Here is a 20073-nt window from a genome sequence, read left to right as displayed (position 1 = left end):
ATCCGGACGCTGCCGGTTTCCTGCCGGCTGCGCTAGAAAAGTCTGGTCAGAAGATAGAAGACCGCGCCCACTGCCGCCGATGCCGGGATGGTGATCAGCCAGGCGACGACGATGCGGCCGGCGACGCCCCAGCGTACCGCCGATGCCCGCCGCGCCGCGCCGACGCCGACGACGCAGCCGGTGATGGTGTGAGTGGTCGAGACCGGAATCCCGAAGGCCGAGGCGGCGAACAGCATCACCGAGCCGCCGGCCGAGGCGCAAAAGCCCTGGTGGTGCGACAGCTTGGTGATTCGCGTGCCCATGGTCTCGATGATCTTCCAGCCGCCCGACAGCGTGCCGAGCGCGATCGCCAGGTAGCAGCTGAGCACTACCCAATGCGGCACGTGGAACTCGCCCTGCAGCATGCCCTGGGAGTAGAGCAGCACGGTGATGATGCCCATGGTCTTCTGGGCGTCGTTGGCGCCGTGGCCCAGCGAATAGGCTGCCGACGACACCAGATGCAGCTTGCGGAAGATGCCTTCGGCCGACCGCGCCGTGGCCCGCATGAACAGCCATGACGTCGCCAGCACCAGGAACATCGACAGGAACAGGCCCATCATGGGCGACAGCATGATGGCCGAGGCGGTCTTGATCACACCGGGCCAGACGATGCCGTCGAGCCCGGCCCGGGCGACGCCGGCGCCGATCAGTCCGCCGATCAGCGCATGGCTGGACGACGACGGAATACCGCGCCACCAGGTCACCACATTCCAGAACATCGCGCCGATAAGCGCCCCGAAGATCACCTGGGGATCGACGATGTCCTTGTCGATGATGCCCTTGCCGACGGTCTCGGCGACTTTCAGCCCGAACACGAAATAGGCGGCGAAGTTGAAGATCGCGGCGAACACCACCGCATGCACCGGCGACAAAAGGCGCGTCGATACCACTGTGGCGATGGAGTTGGCCGCATCGTGCAGTCCGTTGAGGAAGTCGAAGGCCAGCGCCAGCGCAACGAGCGCCACCAGCAACGGCAGGGCGATGATGGTCGTTTCCATCAGGCGTGATCGATCACAAGTCCGTCAATCTCGTTCGCCACGTCCTCGAACCGGTCGACGACGCGTTCCAGATGGCTGTAGATCTCGCGCGCCACGATGAAGTGCAGCGTGTTGCTCTTGCCGTGCGCCTTGAACAGCGCCTTCAGCCCGGCTGCATGGATATCGTCGGACTGGCCTTCCATCTTCACCAGCCGCTCGGTCAATTCGTGCAGCCGCACGCCGTTGTCGCCGATATTGCGCAGCAATGGCAGCGCCTCGGCGATCAGCCGCGATGCGTCGACGATGATCGCCGCAATATCCTTCATCTCCTGATCGAATTCCTTGACCTCGTAGAGACTGATCGCCTGGGCGGTCTGCTGCATCTGGTCGAGGGCGTCGTCCATGGCGCTGATCAGGCTGATGATGGCGCTGCGATCGAACGGCGTGAGAAAGGTGCGCCGGACGGTCTGCATCACCTCGCGGATGATGTCGTCGGCCTCGTTCTCGCGCTCGACGATCTCCGTGATGTGGTCCTGCATGCCCGGTCCGCCCTGGAGCAGCCGTACCAATGCGTCGCTGCCCGCGTTGAGGGTGACCGCGTGGGCCTCGAACAGGGCGAAGAAATTGCCCTGGCGCGGTAACAGCGCCTGGAACCAGTGAAACATCCGAAATCCCCTCCCCACGCCCCTGACGCTCGCCAGGGGGCCGGCCTTGATGGCGCGATTGACTTCACTTGCCTTGAAGCTGCGGATGATATCCTTCAACTCGGGTTCGTCGACCGCCTCGGCGGCATCGACCAGCGTGAACCACCGCCGCTCGCGGCGGTCCTGCTCTTTCCACTCGTCCAGTTCGTCGGTGACGGCGATGGGAAACACGTCCACGTCCACCATCAGCGAGGCGCCGTTGTTGCGCTTCTTGCGGTACCGGTAGGCGCCGATCGACGTGGGGCATGCCGCGCCGAGGATGCCCGCTTCCTCCTCGGCCTCGTGCGCGGCCGAGGCATGCGCGGACAGGCCCTTCACCAGATTGCCCTTGGGCAGCACCCACCGCTTCGTCTCGATGGACGTGACCAGCAGGATGCTCACGGGCGCGTCGAGCGCGTCCGATGTGGCCCTGTACGGTAATGCGGCGATCTGCTTGATGGTAAACCCCAATGTTAAAAATTCGCGACTGCTCTAACGCCGCCTCCGCGTTGCTGTCAAACGGGTTGAGACCCGATCGCAGAACCCGATCGAAACGGCGCAATGCGCGGGCGCAAAACACGCCAGCGCACGTCTGATAATCAGGAAAACCTTCCCGCTTGCTTAACGGCGCCTTGGCAGCGCTCGTTCCCGCATTGTAACGACGAGCCGGGGATTACGGCGGAAAAACTCGGGTCCGGCGGCACGGTGTCCGCGACTGCGCTTTCCATATGCAACCTGGCCCGCCCGACACGCCTGGTGCGGGCTAGGGTCTGGCGACCAGGTCCCTGATGCGCGCGGCCAGATCTTCCATGGCGAATGGCTTGGTCAGCAATTCCATGCCCGGCTCCAGCTGGCCGTTCCCGACCACAGCATTCTCGGCGTAACCGGTGATGAACAGCACCTTCAGCGCCGGCCGGATCTGGCGGCCCGCATCCGCAATCTGGCGCCCGTTCATGCCGCCGGGCAAGCCCACATCGGTCACCATCAGGTCGATGCGGGCATCGGATTCGATGATTTTCAGCGCCGTGGCGCCGTCGACGGCCTCCAGCGAATGGTAGCCGAGTTCTTCCAGCACCTCGAGCACCAGCATGCGCACTGTCGGCTCGTCATCGACGACCAGCACCGTTTCGCCATCGCCGGCCGGCGCGATCCCGGCGACCGGCTCGCCTGGCTCATCCGGCGGGTCTTCGCCCAGGTGCCGGGGCAGATAGAGGCACACCGTGGCGCCCTGGCCCTCTTCGGAATAGATGCGGGCCTGGCCGCCCGACTGCCGGGCAAAGCCATAGATCATCGACAGGCCCAGCCCGGTGCCCGCGCCCAGCGGCTTGGTGGTGTAGAACGGATCGAAGGCGCGGGCGATCACCTCGGGCGCCATGCCGGTGCCCGTATCGGACACGCACAGGGAGATATATTGGCCCGGCGCCAGGTCGCGCTCGCGCGCGCCGCGTCCGTCGAGCCACCGATTGGCGGTCTCGATGGTCAGGCGGCCGCCTTGGGGCATGGCGTCGCGGGCATTGATGCACAGATTGAGCAACGCGTTCTCGAGCTGGTTGGTATCGGCGAACGTGGTCCAAAGGCCGCCGGCACAGACCACCTCGACCGTGATCTCCGGGCCGACCGTGCGGCGGACCAGGTCTTCCATGCCGGTGATCAGCCGGTTGACGTTGACCGGCCGGGGATCGAGCGTCTGGCGGCGCGAGAAGGCAAGCAGCCGGTGGGTGAGCGCCGCCGCCCGTTTGGCCGACCCCTGGGCCGCCGCCACATAACGCTCGATTTCCTTGTAGCGGCCCTGCGCGACCCGCGTCTGCAACAGCTCCAGGCTGCCGGAGATGCCGGTCAGCAGATTGTTGAAATCATGGGCAAGACCGCCCGTCAGCTGGCCGACCGCTTCCATCTTCTGCGCCTGGCGAAGCTGTTCCTCGGCCAGGCGAAGCGCCTCGGCCTGTTCCCTCTCCACCGTGATGTCGCGCCCATAGCAATAGATCAGCTGGCCTTCCTGCGCGGTCTGCCACGAGATCCAGCGCGGCGATCCGTCGGCGTGGCGCAGCCTGGTATCGAAGCTTGCATGCGGTCCGCCCGCCGCAGCGGCAAACGCCGCGTCCACATCGGCGATGTCCTCGGGCAGGGCGAAATCCCGGTACAGCCGGCCCGCTATCTGCGCCGGTTCATACCCCAGAATCGGGCGCCAGGCGGGGTTTGCCGCACGCAACCGGCCATCCAGCCCAAGGACCGCCAGCAAGCCGCGAGAGTTGCGCCAGACCCGGTCGCGCTCGGCGGTGCGCGCCTCCACCTGCCGCTCCAGCGACGACGCCAGCGCCTGCAGCTCCCGTTCGGCGCGGCGGCGCTCGATGACGACGCGCGTGCGATCGGCCACATCGCGGATCAGCGCCAGCTCGTCGTCAGTCCATTCGCGGGCCGTGGAATGGTTCAAATAAAGCAGCGCCACCAGCCCGCCATGCTCGGTAACCGGCATGTTGACGACCGACTGGGCGCTGATCGCCTTGAGCGCACTGGCCGTGGCGGCGGTGCGCGGGTCGGTCTCGGCGTTGGCGAACACCACCGTTTCACCCCGCTTGAGATCCTCGATATAGGACCCATAGTCACGAAAGTGCAGCACGCCCGCGAGACTGCTGATGCCCGGCGCGTTCCAGTCCCGCTCGATGGTGATGGTTTCGGCAATCGGATCGACGGTGCCGTAGCCGACCCGGTCCACGCCCAGCGCCTTGCCCAGTAGCTCACCAGCTTCGTGGGACAGATCGGCCAGGTCCGATTTGTCGCGAAAGCGGTCGCTCAGCTCGAACAGCAATGCCTGGCGCCGCTCGTTGGCGCGCAATCCTTCCTGAGCGGCCTGGACCGAGGTGACATCGTAGCCTTCGACGAAGATTCCGGTGACGGCGCCGCCCTCGTCGATGATCGGTTCGTAGATGAAGTCAAGGAACCGCGTCTCGGGCGGATCCGACGGCGACGGCCGCAGGCGCACGGGCACATGGTGTGCGACGTAACGCTCGCCGCTGGCATAGGTGCGGTCGAGCAGGTCGTAGAAGCCCTGGTCCGCCAGCTCGGGAACCGCCTCGCGGACCGTCTTGCCCAGCAGCTCGCGGCCGCCGAGCAGCCGTCTATAGGCCGTATTGACGAACTCGTAGACGTGGTCGGGGCCGTTGAGAATGGCGATGAAACCCGGCGCATTCTCGAACAGCCGGCGCCGCCGCTCCTGCGCCGCGGCCTCGCGGCGCAGCGCCAGCACCTGGGACGTGGTCTCGATACAGACTCCGAACAGGCCTTCGACGGTACCGCGTTCGCCACGCACCGGCGTGTATGAGAACGAGAAATGCGATTCCTCAAGCTGGCCGTCCCGGTCGAGCATCAGGCTGATGTCGTTCATGTGCACCGGCTCGCCGGCGAATACCCGGTCGAACAGCGGCCCCAGCTCGTCCCACGCCTCGCCCCAGACTTCCTCGCTGGGTCGCCCGAGGGCGCCGGGATGCTTGCGGCCGAGGATCGGCGCGAACGCGTCGTTGTAGAGCCAGGTGCGATCGGTTCCCCACGCCATGAAGATGGGCTGGTGGGAATCGTGCATCAGGGAAACCAGCGTCCTGAGCGGCGCCGGCCAGCCTTCTGGCGTCCCGAGCGCAGTCCGCGACCAGTCGAAGGCGCCGATTCGCGCGGCCATGCCGTTCGATGCCTGTTGCGTACCGATCACACCATCCCACCCATGCCCCATAGTGTAACCAGCGGTAAATGACGGGAACAGGGTGTTGGTTCCCTAGTTCAGGTCACGGCGCAGTGTTTCCATCAGCTTTGCCGCCTGCCGCTGGATCGCCGCCTCCGGCTCCAGGCCCAGGCACGTCTCCAGCGCCTCCCGCGCGCCCTTGAGCTGGCCTGACTTGGCCTGTATCGCCGCGCTTTCGAGCCACAGCCGTGCATCGGCCGGGGCGATCAGCAGCATGCGCTGCATGATCTGCAGCCCGCGCGCCTGGTTGCCCCCCTGCAAGGCTCGGCCCCGGATGTTATTGAGCAGGCGCAGCAGGATCGAGCGGTCGGACATGGGCTCGTAATATTTCGGCTCCAACTCGGCGTCCGGCCCCACATAGGTCTTCAGCAACTGGCGCAGCGCCGGCGGCTCCACCGTCACGCCGGCATGGAACGGGTCCAGGATCACCCGGTCGCCCTCGCCGTCGAGTCGCAACACGAAATGGCCGGGGAAATCCAGCCCCCACGCCTTCCAGCCGGCGCGGCGCGCGGTCTCGATATAGAGGATGGCGAGTGCGACCGGCAGTCCCCTGCGGCGGTCGATCACCGACATCAGGTTGGCGTTGATCATGTCGTCGTAGCTGTCACGGTCGCCGCCATAGCCGTGCTCGATGTGGATCACGGTCGACAGGGCGTCGCCGCGGTCGGCGGCGCACGAGACCTGCCGGTCGGTCAGTCCCGAGGCCAGCTCGTCCAGATGGCGCAGATAGGGGCCGATCTCGCGGCCCGGATGATCAAGCGAGGCGAGCAAAAGCGCGGCTTCGGCAAGCGGCATCTGGGCGCCGTCCGCCGCACCGATCTCCCGCAGGCGGGTTTCGCAATCACTGCTCTCGGTCATTCGGCGGCCTGCGAGACCTCCGCCCGGTCGAATGTCAGCCGCAGCTGCTTCAGGCCGCGCAAGATGAAGTTGGGGTGATGCTCCAGCGCCTCGTGCCCGTCCGCCAGCCGCACATTGGCCAGGCGGCGCAGCAGGGTGCGGAAGCCGAGGAACATTTCCTCGCGGGCCAGCATGGCGCCGACGCAGAAATGCACGCCGACACCAAAGGCGATCTGCGCGCCCGCGTTGCGGCGGCAGACGTCGAGCGAATCCGGCTCGGCGAAGACCGTGTCGTCGCGGTTGGCGGCGGCCCAGCGCAGATTGACCAGCGAACCGGCGGGAATCTCGTGGCCGCCCAGCACGGTGTCGCGCGTGGTCACCCGGAACAGCCCGGCGACCGGCGATTCGAGGCGCAGCACCTCCTCGCAGAAGGTGCGCATCTGCTTGTCGTCACCCGCCTTCAGCAGCGCCAGCTGGTCGGGATTGTCCAGCAGCAGCACCATGCCGGCGGCGAAGGCGTTGGTGGTGGTCTCGTTGCCCGCCACCAGCAGCTGCTGGATGATCGACAGCAGCTCTGATCCGTTCAGCGGCCGCCCTTCCGGGTTGCCCTCCTCCTCCAGCCTGGCGGTGACCAGGTCGCTGAGGATGTCGTCCTGCGGCGCGCGGCGCCGCTCCTCGATCCGGTCGAGGAAGTAGTGCTGGAATTCGATGACCAGCTTTGCCCGCGCCAGTTCGGCGTCGCGGCCGATGTCGAGACCGATCGGGACGGACGCATCGGACCAGTCCTTGAATTTCTGCATGTCGGCGCGCGGCACGCCCAGCTGGTCGGCGATGATGTAGATCGGCAGCTTGATGGCGAATTCGGTGACGAACTCAACCTCGCCGCGGTCGATGAAATCATCGATCAGCTCGTCGACAATCTGCTGGATGTAGCCCTGCATGGCGCGGACGCGGCTAGCGGTGAATGCCCGGTTGACCAGTGTACGATAGCGCGTGTGCACCGGCGGATCGGCCGAAATCAGCGTGCTGGCGAAGGGCACGCCCTCCTTCTCGAACAGCTCGATCACCTCGGGATAGGCGCCCATACTGCCCGAGGCGCCCTGGGTGATCTGGCTGGAGAACACCTCGGTGTTGCGCACCGCCTCCATCACCAGGTCGTAGCGGGTGACGATGAAAAATCCGGTCTGGGGAATCCGGTAGACCGGCGCCTGGTCGCGCAGCGCCCGATATGCCGGAAACGGGCATTCGATCGTGGCCTGCTCCATAAGGTTCAAGCTTGTCAGGTCCGTCATCGCGTCCTCTCCCATACGCGCAGATTCCCGCCGCGAAACCGCGATCTGCACGGCGGTGGAGTGTAACCTGCAGCCCCCCTCGCCGATAGATAAACTGGTTGCCGCGGCGAGGGATAAAAGGTAAGTAATGCTGATATAAATCGGTTGAAACGCCGGTTTGATGGCGCAGGATTGCCGGAAGCTCCTGCAGCCCCATGTTCCGATTAGGCTGACGCATGGCAGCCACGGGAATCTGAGGGCTTTGGTAACTCCCGGCGAATCGGTACTCTTAACGGCCTTTAAGAAAAGACCGGAGAACGCCCGTGACCCCGCAAGACGGCCACGAGGTGTTTTCGCGGCCTGAAGGGAGACACCCCAGGATGTCGAAGCCAGACAGGGAAATCACCAGGCCCGGCCTGCCAAAGGCGCAGGGACTTTATAATCCGTCGCAGGAGCATGACGCCTGCGGCATCGGCTTCGTCGCCAATATCAAAGGCAAGAAGAGCCACGAGATCGTCCAGCAGGGTCTGCAGATTCTGCTCAACCTGGACCATCGCGGCGCCGTGGGCGCCGATCCCAAGGCCGGCGACGGCGCCGGCATCCTGATCCAGGTGCCCGACGCGTTCATGCGCACGGAAGCCGGCAAGCTCGACATCACCCTGCCCAAGGCCGGCCATTACGGCGTCGGCGTTATCTTTCTCCCGCGCGAGGAAGCGCAGCAGGAGAAGATCAAGGAACTGGTCGAGACCGTCACCGCGCTGGAAGGCCAGCGCTTCCTGGGCTGGCGCGACGTGCCGGTCGACAATTCGGATTTCTCCGAGGCGCTGAAGAAGACCGAACCGGTCATCAAGCAGTTCTTCATCGGCCGCGGCGCCGCCGTGATCGACGAGGATTCCTTCGAACGCAAGCTGTACACCCTGCGCAAGGTCGTCTCGGCCGGCGTGCTGCAGATGGGCCAGGCGGTCTATGACTGGTACTACATCCCGTCCCTGTCGGCCCGCACCATGCTTTACAAGGGCATCCTGCTGGCCAAGCAGGTGGGCCAGTACTACATGGACCTGCAGGACCCGCTGATGGAATCGGCGCTGGCGCTCGTCCACCAGCGGTTCTCCACCAACACCTTCCCGTCCTGGAAGCTGGCACATCCGTTCCGGTTCATCTGCCACAATGGCGAGATCAACACGGTGCGCGGCAACATCAACTGGATGAATGCGCGCCGCGATGCGCTGCGCTCGGAAGTCTACGGCGAGGACCTGGAAAAGCTGTGGCCGCTGATTCCGGAAGGCCAGTCCGATTCGGCCGACTTCGACAACGCCCTCGAGCTGCTGGTGCATGGCGGCTATTCCATGGCCCATGCCATGATGATGCTGATCCCGGAAGCCTGGTCGGGCAATCCGCTGATGGATTCCGAGCGCCGCGCCTTCTACGAATATCACGCCGCGCTGATGGAGCCGTGGGACGGCCCGGCCGCCGTGGCATTCACCGATGGCCGCCAGATCGGCGCCACGCTCGACCGCAACGGCCTGCGTCCCGCCCGCTACATCATCACCGATGACGACGTGGTCATCCTGGCATCGGAAGCCGGCGTGCTGCCCGTGCCCGAGAGCAAGATCGTCAGGAAGTGGCGCCTGCAGCCCGGCAAGATGCTGCTGATCGACACCGTCGAAGGCCGCATCATCGACGACGAGGAAATCAAGGCGCAGCTGGCCTCGGCCAAGCCGTACCAGAAGCTGCTCGACGCGGCGCAGATCCAGCTGGAGACGCTGCCCGAGCGCAACGGCGTCGAGCCGCCGTCGACCGGCGTGCCGCTGCTGAAGCAGCAGCAGGCATTCGGCTATACCCAGGAAGATCTGCGCATCCTGATGACGCCGATGATGCTGACCGGCCAGGAAGCCATCGGCTCCATGGGCAACGACACGCCGATCCCGGCGCTGTCGAACCTACCCAAGCCGCTATATTCCTATTTCAAGCAGCGCTTCGCCCAGGTGACCAACCCGCCGATCGATCCGATCCGCGAGGAACTTGTCATGTCGCTGACGTCGTTCATCGGCCCGCGGCCCAATCTGCTGGGCCTGGGCGCAGGCGGCCACAAGCGGCTGGAAGTGCACCAGCCGATCCTGACCAATGCCGATCTGGAAAAGATCAGGCACATCGGCGACGTGGCCGGCAATCCGTTCCAGACCCTGACCGTCGACGCCACCTATCCGTCGTCAGAGGGCGCTGCCGGCCTGAAGGCCGCGCTGGACCGCATCTGCAGCGAGGCGGAAGAGGGCGTCGAGGCCGACTACAACATCGTCATCGTGTCCGACCGGGCGGTGAGCCAGGACCGCATCCCGATTCCGTCGCTGCTCGCCACGTCGGCGGTGCACCAGCATCTGATCAAGCGCGGCCTGCGCACCGGCGCGGGCCTTGTGATCGAGACCGGCGAAGCACGCGAGGTGCACCATTTCTGCCTGCTGGCGGGTTACGGCGCCGAGGCGATCAATCCGTGGCTGGCATTCGACACCATCGTCAACATGCTGCCGCACCTCGACGAGCAGATTCCCGAGAAGTCCGCCAAGGAGCGTTACGTCAAGGCGATCTCGAAGGGCATCCTGAAGGTCATGTCCAAGATGGGCATCTCGACCTACCAGTCCTATTGCGGCGCCCAGATCTTCGACGCGGTCGGCCTCACCAGCCAGTTCGTCGACGATTATTTCTACGGCACGCCCACCACGATCGAAGGCTCGGGCCTGCCCGAAATCGCCGAGGAGAGCGTCCGCCGGCACAAGCTGGCCTTCGGCCATTCGCCGGTCTATGCCAACCAGCTCGATGTGGGCGGCGACTACATGTACCGCATCCGCGGCGAGGACCATGTGTGGACTCCGGAGACGGTCAGCGCCCTGCAGCACGCCGTGCGCGGCAACAGCCAGGAGCGCTACCGCCAGTTCGCCGCCGCCATCAACGACGAGGGCGAGCGTCTGACCACCCCGCGCAGCCTGTTCAACATCAAGCATGCGCCGACCCCGGTGCCGCTCGAGGACGTCGAGCCGGCGTCCGAGATCGTCAAGCGGTTCTCGACCGGCGCCATGTCGTTCGGCTCGATCAGCCGCGAGGCGCACACCACCCTGGCCATCGCCATGAACCGGATCGGCGGCAGGTCGAACACCGGCGAGGGCGGCGAGGAGCCGGACCGGTTCCTGCCCATGCCCAACGGCGATTCCATGCGCTCGGCCATCAAGCAGGTGGCCAGCGGCCGCTTCGGCGTGACCGCCGAATATCTGGTCAACGCCGATGACATCCAGATCAAGATGGCCCAGGGCGCAAAGCCCGGCGAAGGCGGCCAGTTGCCCGGCCACAAGGTCGACGAGATCATCGCCAAGGTGCGGCACTCGACCCCGGGCGTGGGCCTGATTTCGCCGCCGCCGCATCACGACATCTATTCGATCGAGGATCTGGCCCAGCTGATCTTCGACCTGAAGAACGTCAACCCGCAGGCCCGCGTCAGCGTCAAGCTGGTGTCGGAAGTGGGCGTGGGCACGGTTGCCGCCGGCGTTTCGAAGGCGAAGGCCGACCACGTCACCATCTCGGGCTATGAAGGCGGCACCGGCGCCAGCCCGCTGACCTCGCTGAAGCATGCGGGATCGCCGTGGGAAATCGGCCTCGCCGAGACCCAGCAGACCCTGGTGCTGAACCGCCTGCGCGGCCGCATCGCGGTGCAGGTCGACGGCGGTCTGCGGACCGGCCGCGACGTGATCGTGGGTGCGCTGCTCGGGGCCGACGAATTCGGCTTCGCCACCGCGCCGCTGATCGCGGCCGGTTGCATCATGATGCGCAAGTGTCACCTGAACACCTGCCCGGTCGGCGTCGCCACCCAGGACCCGGAACTGCGCAAGAAGTTCACCGGCCAGCCCGAGCACGTCATCAACTATTTCTTCTTCCTTGCCGAGGAAGTCCGCGAATACATGGCCGCCATGGGCTTCCGCACCATGAACGAGATGATCGGCCGGGTCGACATGCTCGACATGCGCAAGGCCCACGACCATTGGAAGGCCAAGGGCCTGGACTTCACCAGGCTGTTTCACAAGCCGGACATTGACGGCGACGTCGCCATTTTCCACAACGAGGAACAGAAGCACGGCATCTGGGACATTCCGGACCGTGTGCTGATCGAGCAGGCGCAGCCCGCGCTGGTCGACGGCACGCCGGTGAAGATCGACATCCCCGTACGCAACGTCAACCGGACGGTTGGCGCCATGCTGTCGGGCGAAGTGGCCAAGCGCTACGGCCACGCCGGTCTGCCCGAGGACACCATCGCGGTGAAGCTGACCGGCACCGCCGGCCAGAGCTTCGGCGCGTTCCTCGCCAGGGGCGTGTCGTTCGAGCTGGAAGGCGAAGGCAACGATTATGTGGGCAAGGGCCTCTCGGGCGGCCGGGTCGTCATCTACCCGCACCGTGAAAGCCAGTTCCCGGCACCCGATAGCATCATTGTCGGCAATACGGTGCTCTACGGCGCCATCGCCGGCGAGTGCTACTTCCGCGGCGTCGCGGGCGAACGCTTCGCCGTTCGCAATTCGGGCGCGACCGCGGTCGTCGAGGGCGTGGGCGACCACGGCTGCGAATACATGACCGGCGGCATCGTCGCCGTCATCGGCAAGACCGGGCGCAACTTCGCGGCCGGCATGTCGGGCGGCATCGCCTATGTGCTGGACGAGGAAGGCGATTTCGACCGCCGGGTGAACCTGCAGATGGTCGAGATCGCGCCGATCCCGGCCGAGGACGAATTGATGAACCGCATCCTGCACCTGCAGGGCGACCTGGAGAACCACGGCATCGTCGACCTGGATCACGACATGACCCGGTACGACGCCGAACGCCTGTGCCTGCTGCTGAAGAAGCACCTGCGCTATACGGGCAGCGACAGGGCCAGGCACATCCTGGAAAACTGGGCGGAATATCTGCCCAAATTCATCAAGGTCATGCCGGTCGACTACCGGATGGCGCTGGAGCAGATGCAAGCAAAGCGGAACGTGCAGCGCGCCGTCGCCGCGGCGGGAGGACGCTGATATGGGCAAGCCTACCGGCTTCAAGGAATTCGACCGTCTCGACCGGAAATACGCCCCGGTCGAAGAGCGGGTCAAGAACTACAACGATTTCGTCATCCCGCTGCCGGCCGAGGAGCTGAACAAGCAGGCCGCGCGCTGCATGGATTGCGGCATTCCGTTCTGTCACAACGGCTGTCCGGTGAACAACATCATCCCGGACTTCAACGATCTGGTGTACCGCAACGAGTGGAAGGAAGCGTTCATCACGCTCGATTCCACCAACAACTTCCCCGAATTCACCGGCCGCATCTGCCCGGCGCCCTGCGAGGCGTCGTGCACGCTGAACATCGACGACAAGCCGGTCACCATCAAGACCCTCGAATGCGCCATCATCGACCGGGCTTTCGAGGAAGGCTGGGTACAGCCCCGTCCCGCGCCCTACCGCACCGGCAAGAAGGTGGCGGTGGTCGGCTCCGGCCCGGCGGGCATGGCGGCCGCGCAGCAACTGGCCCGCGCCGGCCATGAAGTGACCCTGTTCGAGAAGAACCGCAAGGTCGGCGGCCTGCTGCGCTACGGCATCCCCGACTTCAAGATGGAAAAGCACGTCATCGACCGCCGCGTGGCCCAGATGGAGGCCGAGGGCGTGATCTTCGAGACCGGCGTGCATGTGGGTGTCGACATCGAGGCGGGCGACCTGATGAAGAAGTTCGACGCCGTGCTGCTGACCGGCGGCGCCGAAAAGGCCCGCGACCTGCCCGTGCCCGGCCGCGAGCTCGACGGCATCGAATTCGCCATGGACTTCCTGCCGCAGCAGAACCGCCGCGTCGGCGGCGAGCCTGTCGGCAACGTCAAGGAGATCCTGGCGGGCGGCAAGAACGTGGTCGTCATCGGCGGCGGCGACACCGGTTCCGACTGCATCGGCACCAGCTTCCGCCAGGGCGCCCTGTCGGTGACCCAGATCGAGATCATGCCGCAGCCGCCCGAGCACGAGAACAAGGCGCTGGTCTGGCCGAACTGGCCCATGAAGATGCGCACGTCGTCGTCGCAGGCCGAAGGCGCCATCCGCGACTTCGCGGTGAACACGGTGAGCTTCGAGGGCGAGAACGGCCACGTCACCGGCCTCAACTGCGTCCGCGTCGACGAGAAGTTCCAGCCGCTTCCCGGGACCGAGTTCCGCATCCCGGCCGACCTGGTGCTGCTGGCCATGGGCTTCGTCAGCCCGGTCCACGAGGGCATGCTCCAGCAGCTGGGCGTGACGCTCGACCCGCGCGGCAATGTGGGCGCCGATACGGTGCGGTACCAGTCCTCGGTCGAGAAGGTATTCGCCGCCGGCGACATGCGCCGCGGCCAGTCGCTGGTCGTCTGGGCGATCCGCGAAGGCCGCCAGGCCGCCCGTGCCGTGGATTTGTGGCTGATGGGCGCGACCGAGCTGCCGCGCTGATCGGTCATGGATGAAGGCCGGCGCGCCGGCCTGGTGCGCGCGTGCCGCGAGATACTCGCGGACGGTGCGGAAACCGAAGAGGTCCTGGCCATCATCAGGGCCGCGGCCGGCGATTTCGACGATGCCCGCGCTCTGGTCGCCCTGGTCTTCGGCATCAAGGCGGAAACCGCCCACGAGATGATCGCCGACAGCGCCACCTGGGAAGACCGCCGCGAGCCCCTGCTCGACAACGACCGCATCCTGGACGATTTGCGACGCGGCGACTGACGGCGCACATCCGCAGCGCCGCGGAGGAATAAAACACAGTGTCCGCCGCCGATCGTGGCCTACATTTTCCGCAGGCAAAGCGGGAGGTTTCCATGTGGCAGGACCGGCGCATCCTCGACCTGTTCGGGATCGACCATCCCTTGCTGCTCGCGCCCATGGCCGGCAGCGCAGGCTCGGCGCTCGCTGTCGCCGTGGCAAAGGCGGGCGGCCTGCCCGCGCTGCCCTGCGCGCTGCTGAGCCCCGAACAGATGCGCGCCGAGATCGGCGTGATCCGTCAGCAGGCGACCGGCCCGCTCAACCTCAACTTCTTCTGCCACACGCCGCCCGAGCCCGACCCGGCCCGCGAGCAGGCATGGCGTGCGAAGATCGCGGCGCTTTACGGTCCGGTCCCCGACGGCCCGGACGCACCGCCGCGCCGGCCCTTCGACGAGGCGGCCTGCGCCGTGGTCGAGGACAGCCGCCCCGAAGTGGTCAGTTTCCATTTCGGCTTGCCAGCCGCACCGCTGCTCGCGCGGGTCAGGGCAACGGGTGCGAGGATCATCGCCTCGGCCACCACCGTCGATGAAGCGGTCTGGCTGGAGCGAAGCGGCGTCGATGCCGTCATCGCGCAAGGCGCCGAGGCCGGCGGCCACCGCGGCATGTTCCTGGGCCTCGACACCGCCACCCAGACCGGCACCTTCTCACTGGTGCCGCTGGTCACCGACGCGGTGAAGGTGCCGGTGATCGCAGCGGGCGGCGTCAGCGACGGCCGCGCCATGGCCGCCGCCCTGGTGCTGGGCGCAGCGGCCGTGCAGGTCGGCACCGCGTTCCTGCGCAGCCCCGAGGCGCTGACCAGCACCCTCCACCGGAAGGCGCTGGCGGCAGGCGGCCCCACCGCCATGACCAACGTGATCACCGGCCGCCCGGCGCGCGGCTTCACCACCCGGCTGGTGCGGGATGTCGGCCCCATCAACCCGGACGCGCCCGCCTTCCCGCTCGCCTCGAACGCCATCGCCAGCCTGCGCAAGGCGGCCGAGGCTGACGGCAGACCCGACTTCTCGCCGGTCTGGGCGGGGCAGTCGTTTTCATTGGCGAGCGAGGAGCCGGCGACCGTGATCGCCGAGCGCATCGTGCGGGACGCGGCGCGGTTGCTCGACAGATAATAGTCGACCGTCATCCCCGCGCACGTGTTGTGTCCCGGAGGGTTGGGTTGATAGCTTTGGTGTAGCCTGTGGCATCCGCTGGGTGGAGGAACGCCGATGCTTGTGAAGTTGCACGCGAACGCGACGACGACGCCGAAGACGAGGGCCTATATCCAGTCCAGCCCGCTGTCGGTTGCCGAGTTGGTGACGGAACTGAATGTCAGTGAACGGACGGTGCGTCGTTGGAAGGGGCGCGTGGATGTCGCCGATCATTCCTGTACGCCGCATACCCTGGCCACGGACTTTACCTTTGAGGAGGAAGAGATCGCGGTTGGGCTTCGCACCGATCTCAATCTGTCGCTGGACGACGCCCTGGAGGTGATGCGCCGCTGCATTCGCCCCAATATCTCCCGCTCGGCCCTGCATCGCTGCTTCCAGCGCCGGGGTGTGTCCAGACGGCCCAAGCCTTCGGAACGACCCGCTGAACCCTTTGCGAGCGAGCCCTTCGGCTATGTGCACATCGACCTGAAGCATCTGCCACGCTTGGAGCGCAAGGCCGCTTACGTCTTCGTGGCCATCGAGCGGACAACCCGCTTCGTCCATGTCGAGATCATAGAGACCCGGAGCGGGCCGATCGTCGCCGGTTGCCTGCAGCGGTTCCTGGAAAGCTTCGGCTATCCCGTCCACACAATCCTGACCGACAATGGCTCCGAGTTTACCGACCGCTTCGGCGATGCCCGCTGGCGCAAGCGCGACAACGGCACCGGCGAGCATCCCTTCGACAAGATCTGTCAAAAGCACGCCATTAAGCACAAGCTGACCAGACCCTACCGGCCGCAAACCAACGGCATGGCCGAGCGCTTCAACCGGCGCCTCGCCGAGGCCATCCGGAATCACCCTCCCATCGACGCCAACAATGGCAAGAACCGCTTCGAAACCCACCAGCAGCGGAACGACTTCATCCTCGCCTTCGTCAGGGACTACAATCGAACCAGACTGCGATGCCTCGGACACAAGGCACCTGCCGAACTCTTGGCTAACCTTCCGGGACACAACACGCACGCGGGGACCCAGCTCTTCGTAGGACTGGTTGACTGCTTACGAGCCTCTTCAACGAACGAAGTTTCTTTCGTAACCGAGCGGCACGGACATTCAGCCCCTTCCCCAACTGGGTTCCCGCGTGCGCGGGAATGACGACTATGGGATGGAACGGGAAGCCTATCACCCGTTACACTCTCGCCAGACAAGGGGAGAGACACCATGACCGAGAAGCCTTTCAACTACGACTATGTCGGCGGCTACACCCTCGACGAGCAGGCCGAGGCCGAGCTGATCGCGGCGCAGAACGAGTGCACCTTCATGTGGTCGACCAAGGAAGGCTGGCCCGTCGGCGTGATCATGTCCTACATCTTCGAGAAGGGCTGTTTCTGGCTGTCGGTGTCGTCGCTGCGCGTGCGGGTGCAGGCCGTCGAGCGCGATCCGCGCGTGTCCATCGCCATCACCAGCAAGGGCACCAGCACGCTCGCCAGCCGGGCGCTGACCTACAAGGGCACCTGCGAGGTGTTCAAGGACCAGGCCACCATCGACTGGTTCCTGCCGCTACTCGCCAAGCGCCTGCGCGGCGGCGACGAGGAGGCCCAGAAGCTGTTCGTGAAGCTGAACGACACGCCGAACCGCCGCGTGCTGAAGGTGACCCCGGTGAAGCGCATCGGCTATGACGGCCAGAAGATGCGCAAGGCGACCGAGGAGGCCGTGGCGGCGGGCCGGGAGATCGGGCCGAGCTAGAGCACAAAGATGCCTAGGATAGCAGATCGTCCAAAGTACGCTCCATCTTTGCATGCTTTTCTTCGAGCGCAGCAAGATAGGCCCGCAATTCTTGCAACATTGAAACGGATAGCGTGGGGATTTCGCGCCTCCAATCGAGGTAGTCATATAGTTCTTCGGGAAGATTGGGGGCATCAAAAGAATAAGAAACCGGCTTATCGTCCTCTCTATTGAATAACTTATGTAGATATCTATTTTCTTCTTCTACATCGAGAGACTGGGAGCCCCATCTGCTGAATTGCGCTACGCCAATATTATGCAGAATTATAACGAGCGCCATATCTCGGTTAGTGCGAGAAGATATACGAGATGTACCCTTTGTTGTTCCAGATATAGTTATAACATTCCTTCGTAAAAAATTGATAAAATCGCCTCTTTCTACTGAATCAACAATATTATTGTTGGAAACAAATGCGCGAAGCCATGGAATTAGAATCTTAGCCTCCGTAATATCCTGATTAATCTCATACAGTAGCGGAATCACTCCATCGCCCCACGCATTGCTCCATAAGCGCTCTACAATTTTCTCTTGAACATGTGGCAGCGCGTTGGCAACGAACAATGCGACAAAATATTCTTGGAATGATCTATGCGAAAATATAAGATGACTACCATCCTCCATCAGCAGACATACCGCCTGTAAAGCATCAGAAATAAAATCATCAGCACGGACTGTAATACCAGTTAATTTAGTGCATTTTTCTACGTCGGATATCGCCTCCATTCTATCAAATGTTAAAGATCTCTTATCATACGTCAACAAGCTAAAGGCTGAAAATATTTTGGAAAAATCTTGTATGTCGAGATTAGTTCTTCTGTCGCGCATGAAAGATCCCTTGAAAGCATCATGCTGCTGAAAAAGCGCTACATAAGCTTTACTATAAAATAAACTCAATTTCTTGGGTATCTCTGCATTATCCCCATACGTTAAGAACATTATTATTAATAATAGAGGTATTGATAGAAATGATGCGTGGCTATTAAATACTCCTGATTTTAATGCACCAATAAATCTTTCTGTTATCTCCTTATCTGCGCCCAGCTTTCTAATTAACTCTATGGCCGCGTCTTGAGAAAGCGCTTGCAGATGCGCCACATGGTAATCTGACCATCCGCTAAAACCGTCATCAGGGCGTGAGGTTACTATAATATTGCACTTTCTATTTCTAGCGGAAAAATCATGTAATTCAAAGGCAATGTGTGGTTTCATTTCGTGTGATAACTCGTCATATCCATCTAAAAATACTATAAAATGCCCCTCATCTAGACCTTTTAATATATACTCTCTGGGCAAATCAAATCCGTTATTAATTAAAGATGCAACTATCGCATCAATTAGCGTCTCTTTTGTTTCATTTATTCGCCTTAGCTCAATTAGCACCGGCACTTTACCGTCTGCTGCGAGGGCAGTCATAAATAGATGTTTAACAAAAATCGACTTTCCCGCTCCTCCTGTTGCGCAAATAACTACTCTCCGTGAGATAGAAACTATATCCGACGCCGAACAACTCTTTATAACTGAACCGCCGCACCTGACATCCAGATCAACGTAAAACTGATATATGTCTACGGCAATATCCCGGTTCGTAAAGGACTTTGATTTTCCTATCTTTTCTGAGGAATTTAATAAATACGCCTCGTACGCAGACTTTAATCTAAATCTTATCTGTTCTGATGTGCCTTTTATTATTCCTTTTCCCAAATCAATTAATCGGCCCAGATTTCGACCTACTATTTGTGCGATAAATACTTCAGCAACCATTTTTCTCCTCCCGTAGTATCCGTCTCAATATCTCACAGGCGGTCCGTGCTTTCAATATCTACACCCTCACCATCACCTTGCCCATGTTCGAGCCGTCGAACAGGCGGTGATAGGCGGCAAGCGTATTCTCCAGGCCGTCGACCAGTTCCAGATTGTAGGTGAACTTGCCGGCGCGGTGCCAGTCCATCAGCTGCTGCTCGATCTCGCCGCACTGGCCGAAGAAGTCGGGCGAGAAGAAGCCCTGCACCGTGGCGCGTTTCATCAGCAGCTGGTCGAAATTGCTGGGGCCGGGTTTCTTTTCCGTGTCGGCATATTGCGACACCAGGCCGCAGATGGCGATGCGGGCATACATGGCCATGTGGCCCATGATGGTGTCCAGCACCTGCCCGCCCACATTGTCGAAATAGACGTCGACCCCGTCCGGGCACAGCACGTTCAGTTCGTGGGACAGGTTCTGCTGGCGGTAGTTGATGGCGTGATCGAACCCCAGCTCCTCGGTCAGCCAGCGGCACTTTTCCTCGCGGCTGGTCAGGCCGATCACCCGGCAGCCCAGATTGCGCGCCACCTGTCCGGCCAGCGAACCGGTGGCGCCCGCCGCCGCCGAGACCACGACCGTCTCGCCCTTTTTCGCCTTGCCCACGTCGACGATGCCCGCATAGGCGGTTCAGCCATTGGGGCCGCCCATGGCCAGATAGGCCGGCAGGTCGATGTCCGGCTCCACCGGCAGCTTCTGGAACAGGCCGGAATTCTCGTCGGCCACCGAATAATCGGCCCAGTGGCCGAAGGTGCGCAACCGGTCGCCGACGGCGAAGTCCGTGCGCCTGGACTCCACCACCTCGCCGATCATCATGCCGGCCATGGGCGCGCCGATGGGCACCGGCGGCTGGTAGGCGTCCTGGCGCGGCCCCATCCACATGCGGGTTCCCGCGTCCATGGACAGATAGAGCGCCTTGACCAGCACCTGGCCGTCGCGCAATTGCGGAATGTTGCCGTGCTGGTGGAACTCCAGGGCGCTCTCGAAATCATCGCCGTCGGGCCGGCGGGCCAGCACCCAGTTGCGGTTGGTGTTACCAATCATGGGGTCCCCATTCTCCTGC

14 protein-coding genes are annotated in these 20073 nt (G+C 63.4%); 6 read left to right on the top strand and 8 right to left on the bottom strand.

Annotation, left to right across the window (positions count from 1 at the left end; translation table 11 throughout):
- Nucleotides 1–32: 32 nt before the first annotated feature.
- The 5 genes from WJU21_RS10460 to WJU21_RS10440 all read right to left on the bottom strand — a co-directional run bounded on the left by WJU21_RS10460 (nt 33) and on the right by WJU21_RS10440 (nt 7558).
- Nucleotides 33–1037, bottom strand: a complete 1005-nt coding sequence (locus WJU21_RS10460; RefSeq protein WP_346323353.1) for an inorganic phosphate transporter — start codon at nt 1035–1037, stop codon at nt 33–35.
- Complete coding sequence (locus WJU21_RS10455; protein ID WP_346323352.1) at nt 1037–2170, bottom strand: DUF47 family protein; 1134 nt, start codon at nt 2168–2170, stop codon at nt 1037–1039. The genes WJU21_RS10460 and WJU21_RS10455 overlap by 1 nt, the downstream gene beginning before the upstream one ends.
- A gap of 292 nt (nt 2171–2462) precedes the next feature.
- Nucleotides 2463–5399 (bottom strand): PAS domain-containing protein, encoded by a 2937-nt coding sequence (locus WJU21_RS10450; RefSeq protein ID WP_346323351.1) that lies wholly within the window; start codon nt 5397–5399, stop codon nt 2463–2465.
- A gap of 63 nt (nt 5400–5462) precedes the next feature.
- Nucleotides 5463–6287 (bottom strand): transglutaminase-like domain-containing protein, encoded by an 825-nt coding sequence (locus tag WJU21_RS10445; RefSeq protein WP_346323350.1) that lies wholly within the window; start codon nt 6285–6287, stop codon nt 5463–5465.
- Nucleotides 6284–7558: a cytochrome P450 gene (locus WJU21_RS10440; RefSeq protein WP_346323349.1), complete on the bottom strand. Its 1275-nt coding sequence runs from the start codon at nt 7556–7558 to the stop codon at nt 6284–6286. The genes WJU21_RS10445 and WJU21_RS10440 overlap by 4 nt, the downstream gene beginning before the upstream one ends.
- Before the next feature lie 359 nt (nt 7559–7917).
- Here WJU21_RS10440 and gltB point away from each other — a divergent pair, with 359 nt between their 5' ends.
- The 6 genes from gltB (at nt 7918) to WJU21_RS10410 (ending at nt 17175) form a co-directional block, all read left to right on the top strand.
- Nucleotides 7918–12582, top strand: coding sequence for a glutamate synthase large subunit (gene gltB, locus WJU21_RS10435; RefSeq protein WP_346323348.1), 4665 nt, complete (start codon nt 7918–7920; stop codon nt 12580–12582).
- Between the two features lies 1 nt (nt 12583).
- Nucleotides 12584–14002, top strand: coding sequence for a glutamate synthase subunit beta (locus tag WJU21_RS10430; RefSeq protein WP_346323347.1), 1419 nt, complete (start codon nt 12584–12586; stop codon nt 14000–14002).
- A gap of 6 nt (nt 14003–14008) precedes the next feature.
- Complete coding sequence (locus WJU21_RS10425; RefSeq protein ID WP_346323346.1) at nt 14009–14269, top strand: hypothetical protein; 261 nt, start codon at nt 14009–14011, stop codon at nt 14267–14269.
- A 92-nt stretch (nt 14270–14361) separates the two neighbouring features.
- Nucleotides 14362–15411 (top strand): nitronate monooxygenase family protein, encoded by a 1050-nt coding sequence (locus tag WJU21_RS10420; protein WP_346323345.1) that lies wholly within the window; start codon nt 14362–14364, stop codon nt 15409–15411.
- Nucleotides 15412–15507: 96 nt separating this feature from the next.
- Nucleotides 15508–16584: a DDE-type integrase/transposase/recombinase gene (locus WJU21_RS10415; RefSeq protein WP_346323344.1), complete on the top strand. Its 1077-nt coding sequence runs from the start codon at nt 15508–15510 to the stop codon at nt 16582–16584.
- A gap of 66 nt (nt 16585–16650) precedes the next feature.
- A complete protein-coding gene (locus WJU21_RS10410) occupies nt 16651–17175 on the top strand; it encodes a pyridoxamine 5'-phosphate oxidase family protein (RefSeq protein WP_346323343.1) in 525 nt (174 codons plus the stop codon).
- A 13-nt stretch (nt 17176–17188) separates the two neighbouring features.
- On the opposite strand, the gene WJU21_RS10405 is transcribed toward WJU21_RS10410, so the two are convergent.
- From WJU21_RS10405 to WJU21_RS10395, 3 genes are read right to left on the bottom strand one after another with little or no spacing between them, the layout of a single operon-like run.
- A complete protein-coding gene (locus WJU21_RS10405) occupies nt 17189–18976 on the bottom strand; it encodes an NACHT domain-containing protein (protein ID WP_346323342.1) in 1788 nt (595 codons plus the stop codon).
- Nucleotides 18977–19034: 58 nt separating this feature from the next.
- A complete protein-coding gene (locus WJU21_RS10400; RefSeq protein ID WP_346323341.1) occupies nt 19035–19616 on the bottom strand; it encodes an NADP-dependent oxidoreductase in 582 nt (193 codons plus the stop codon).
- Nucleotides 19617–19640: 24 nt separating this feature from the next.
- A complete protein-coding gene (locus tag WJU21_RS10395; RefSeq protein ID WP_346323340.1) occupies nt 19641–20054 on the bottom strand; it encodes a hypothetical protein in 414 nt (137 codons plus the stop codon).
- Nucleotides 20055–20073 lie beyond the last annotated feature (19 nt).

Origin of the sequence: Emcibacter sp. SYSU 3D8, assembly GCF_039655875.1 — a bacterium.
In the GTDB taxonomy this organism is placed as follows: Bacteria; Pseudomonadota; Alphaproteobacteria; order SMXS01; family SMXS01; genus RI-34.
The sequence above is the reverse complement of the archived record's forward strand: the minus strand, read 5'-3'. Positions and strand labels throughout refer to the sequence as shown.

Bases quoted from the DNA above. Each gene is read 5' to 3' on its own strand.
- WJU21_RS10460 (WP_346323353.1), bottom strand. From the start codon at position 1,037: ATGGAAACGACCATCATCGCCCTGCCGTTGCTGGTGGCGCTCGTTGCG.
- WJU21_RS10445 (WP_346323350.1), bottom strand. From the start codon at position 6,287: ATGACCGAGAGCAGTGATTGCGAAACCCGCCTGCGGGAGATCGGTGCG.
- WJU21_RS10440 (WP_346323349.1), bottom strand. From the start codon at position 7,558: ATGACGGACCTGACAAGCTTGAACCTTATGGAGCAGGCCACGATCGAA.
- gltB (WP_346323348.1), top strand. From the start codon at position 7,918: ATGTCGAAGCCAGACAGGGAAATCACCAGGCCCGGCCTGCCAAAGGCG.
- WJU21_RS10430 (WP_346323347.1), top strand. From the start codon at position 12,584: ATGGGCAAGCCTACCGGCTTCAAGGAATTCGACCGTCTCGACCGGAAA.
- WJU21_RS10425 (WP_346323346.1), top strand. From the start codon at position 14,009: ATGGATGAAGGCCGGCGCGCCGGCCTGGTGCGCGCGTGCCGCGAGATA.
- WJU21_RS10420 (WP_346323345.1), top strand. From the start codon at position 14,362: ATGTGGCAGGACCGGCGCATCCTCGACCTGTTCGGGATCGACCATCCC.
- WJU21_RS10415 (WP_346323344.1), top strand. From the start codon at position 15,508: ATGCTTGTGAAGTTGCACGCGAACGCGACGACGACGCCGAAGACGAGG.
- WJU21_RS10410 (WP_346323343.1), top strand. From the start codon at position 16,651: ATGACCGAGAAGCCTTTCAACTACGACTATGTCGGCGGCTACACCCTC.
- WJU21_RS10405 (WP_346323342.1), bottom strand. From the start codon at position 18,976: ATGGTTGCTGAAGTATTTATCGCACAAATAGTAGGTCGAAATCTGGGC.
- WJU21_RS10395 (WP_346323340.1), bottom strand. From the start codon at position 20,054: ATGATTGGTAACACCAACCGCAACTGGGTGCTGGCCCGCCGGCCCGAC.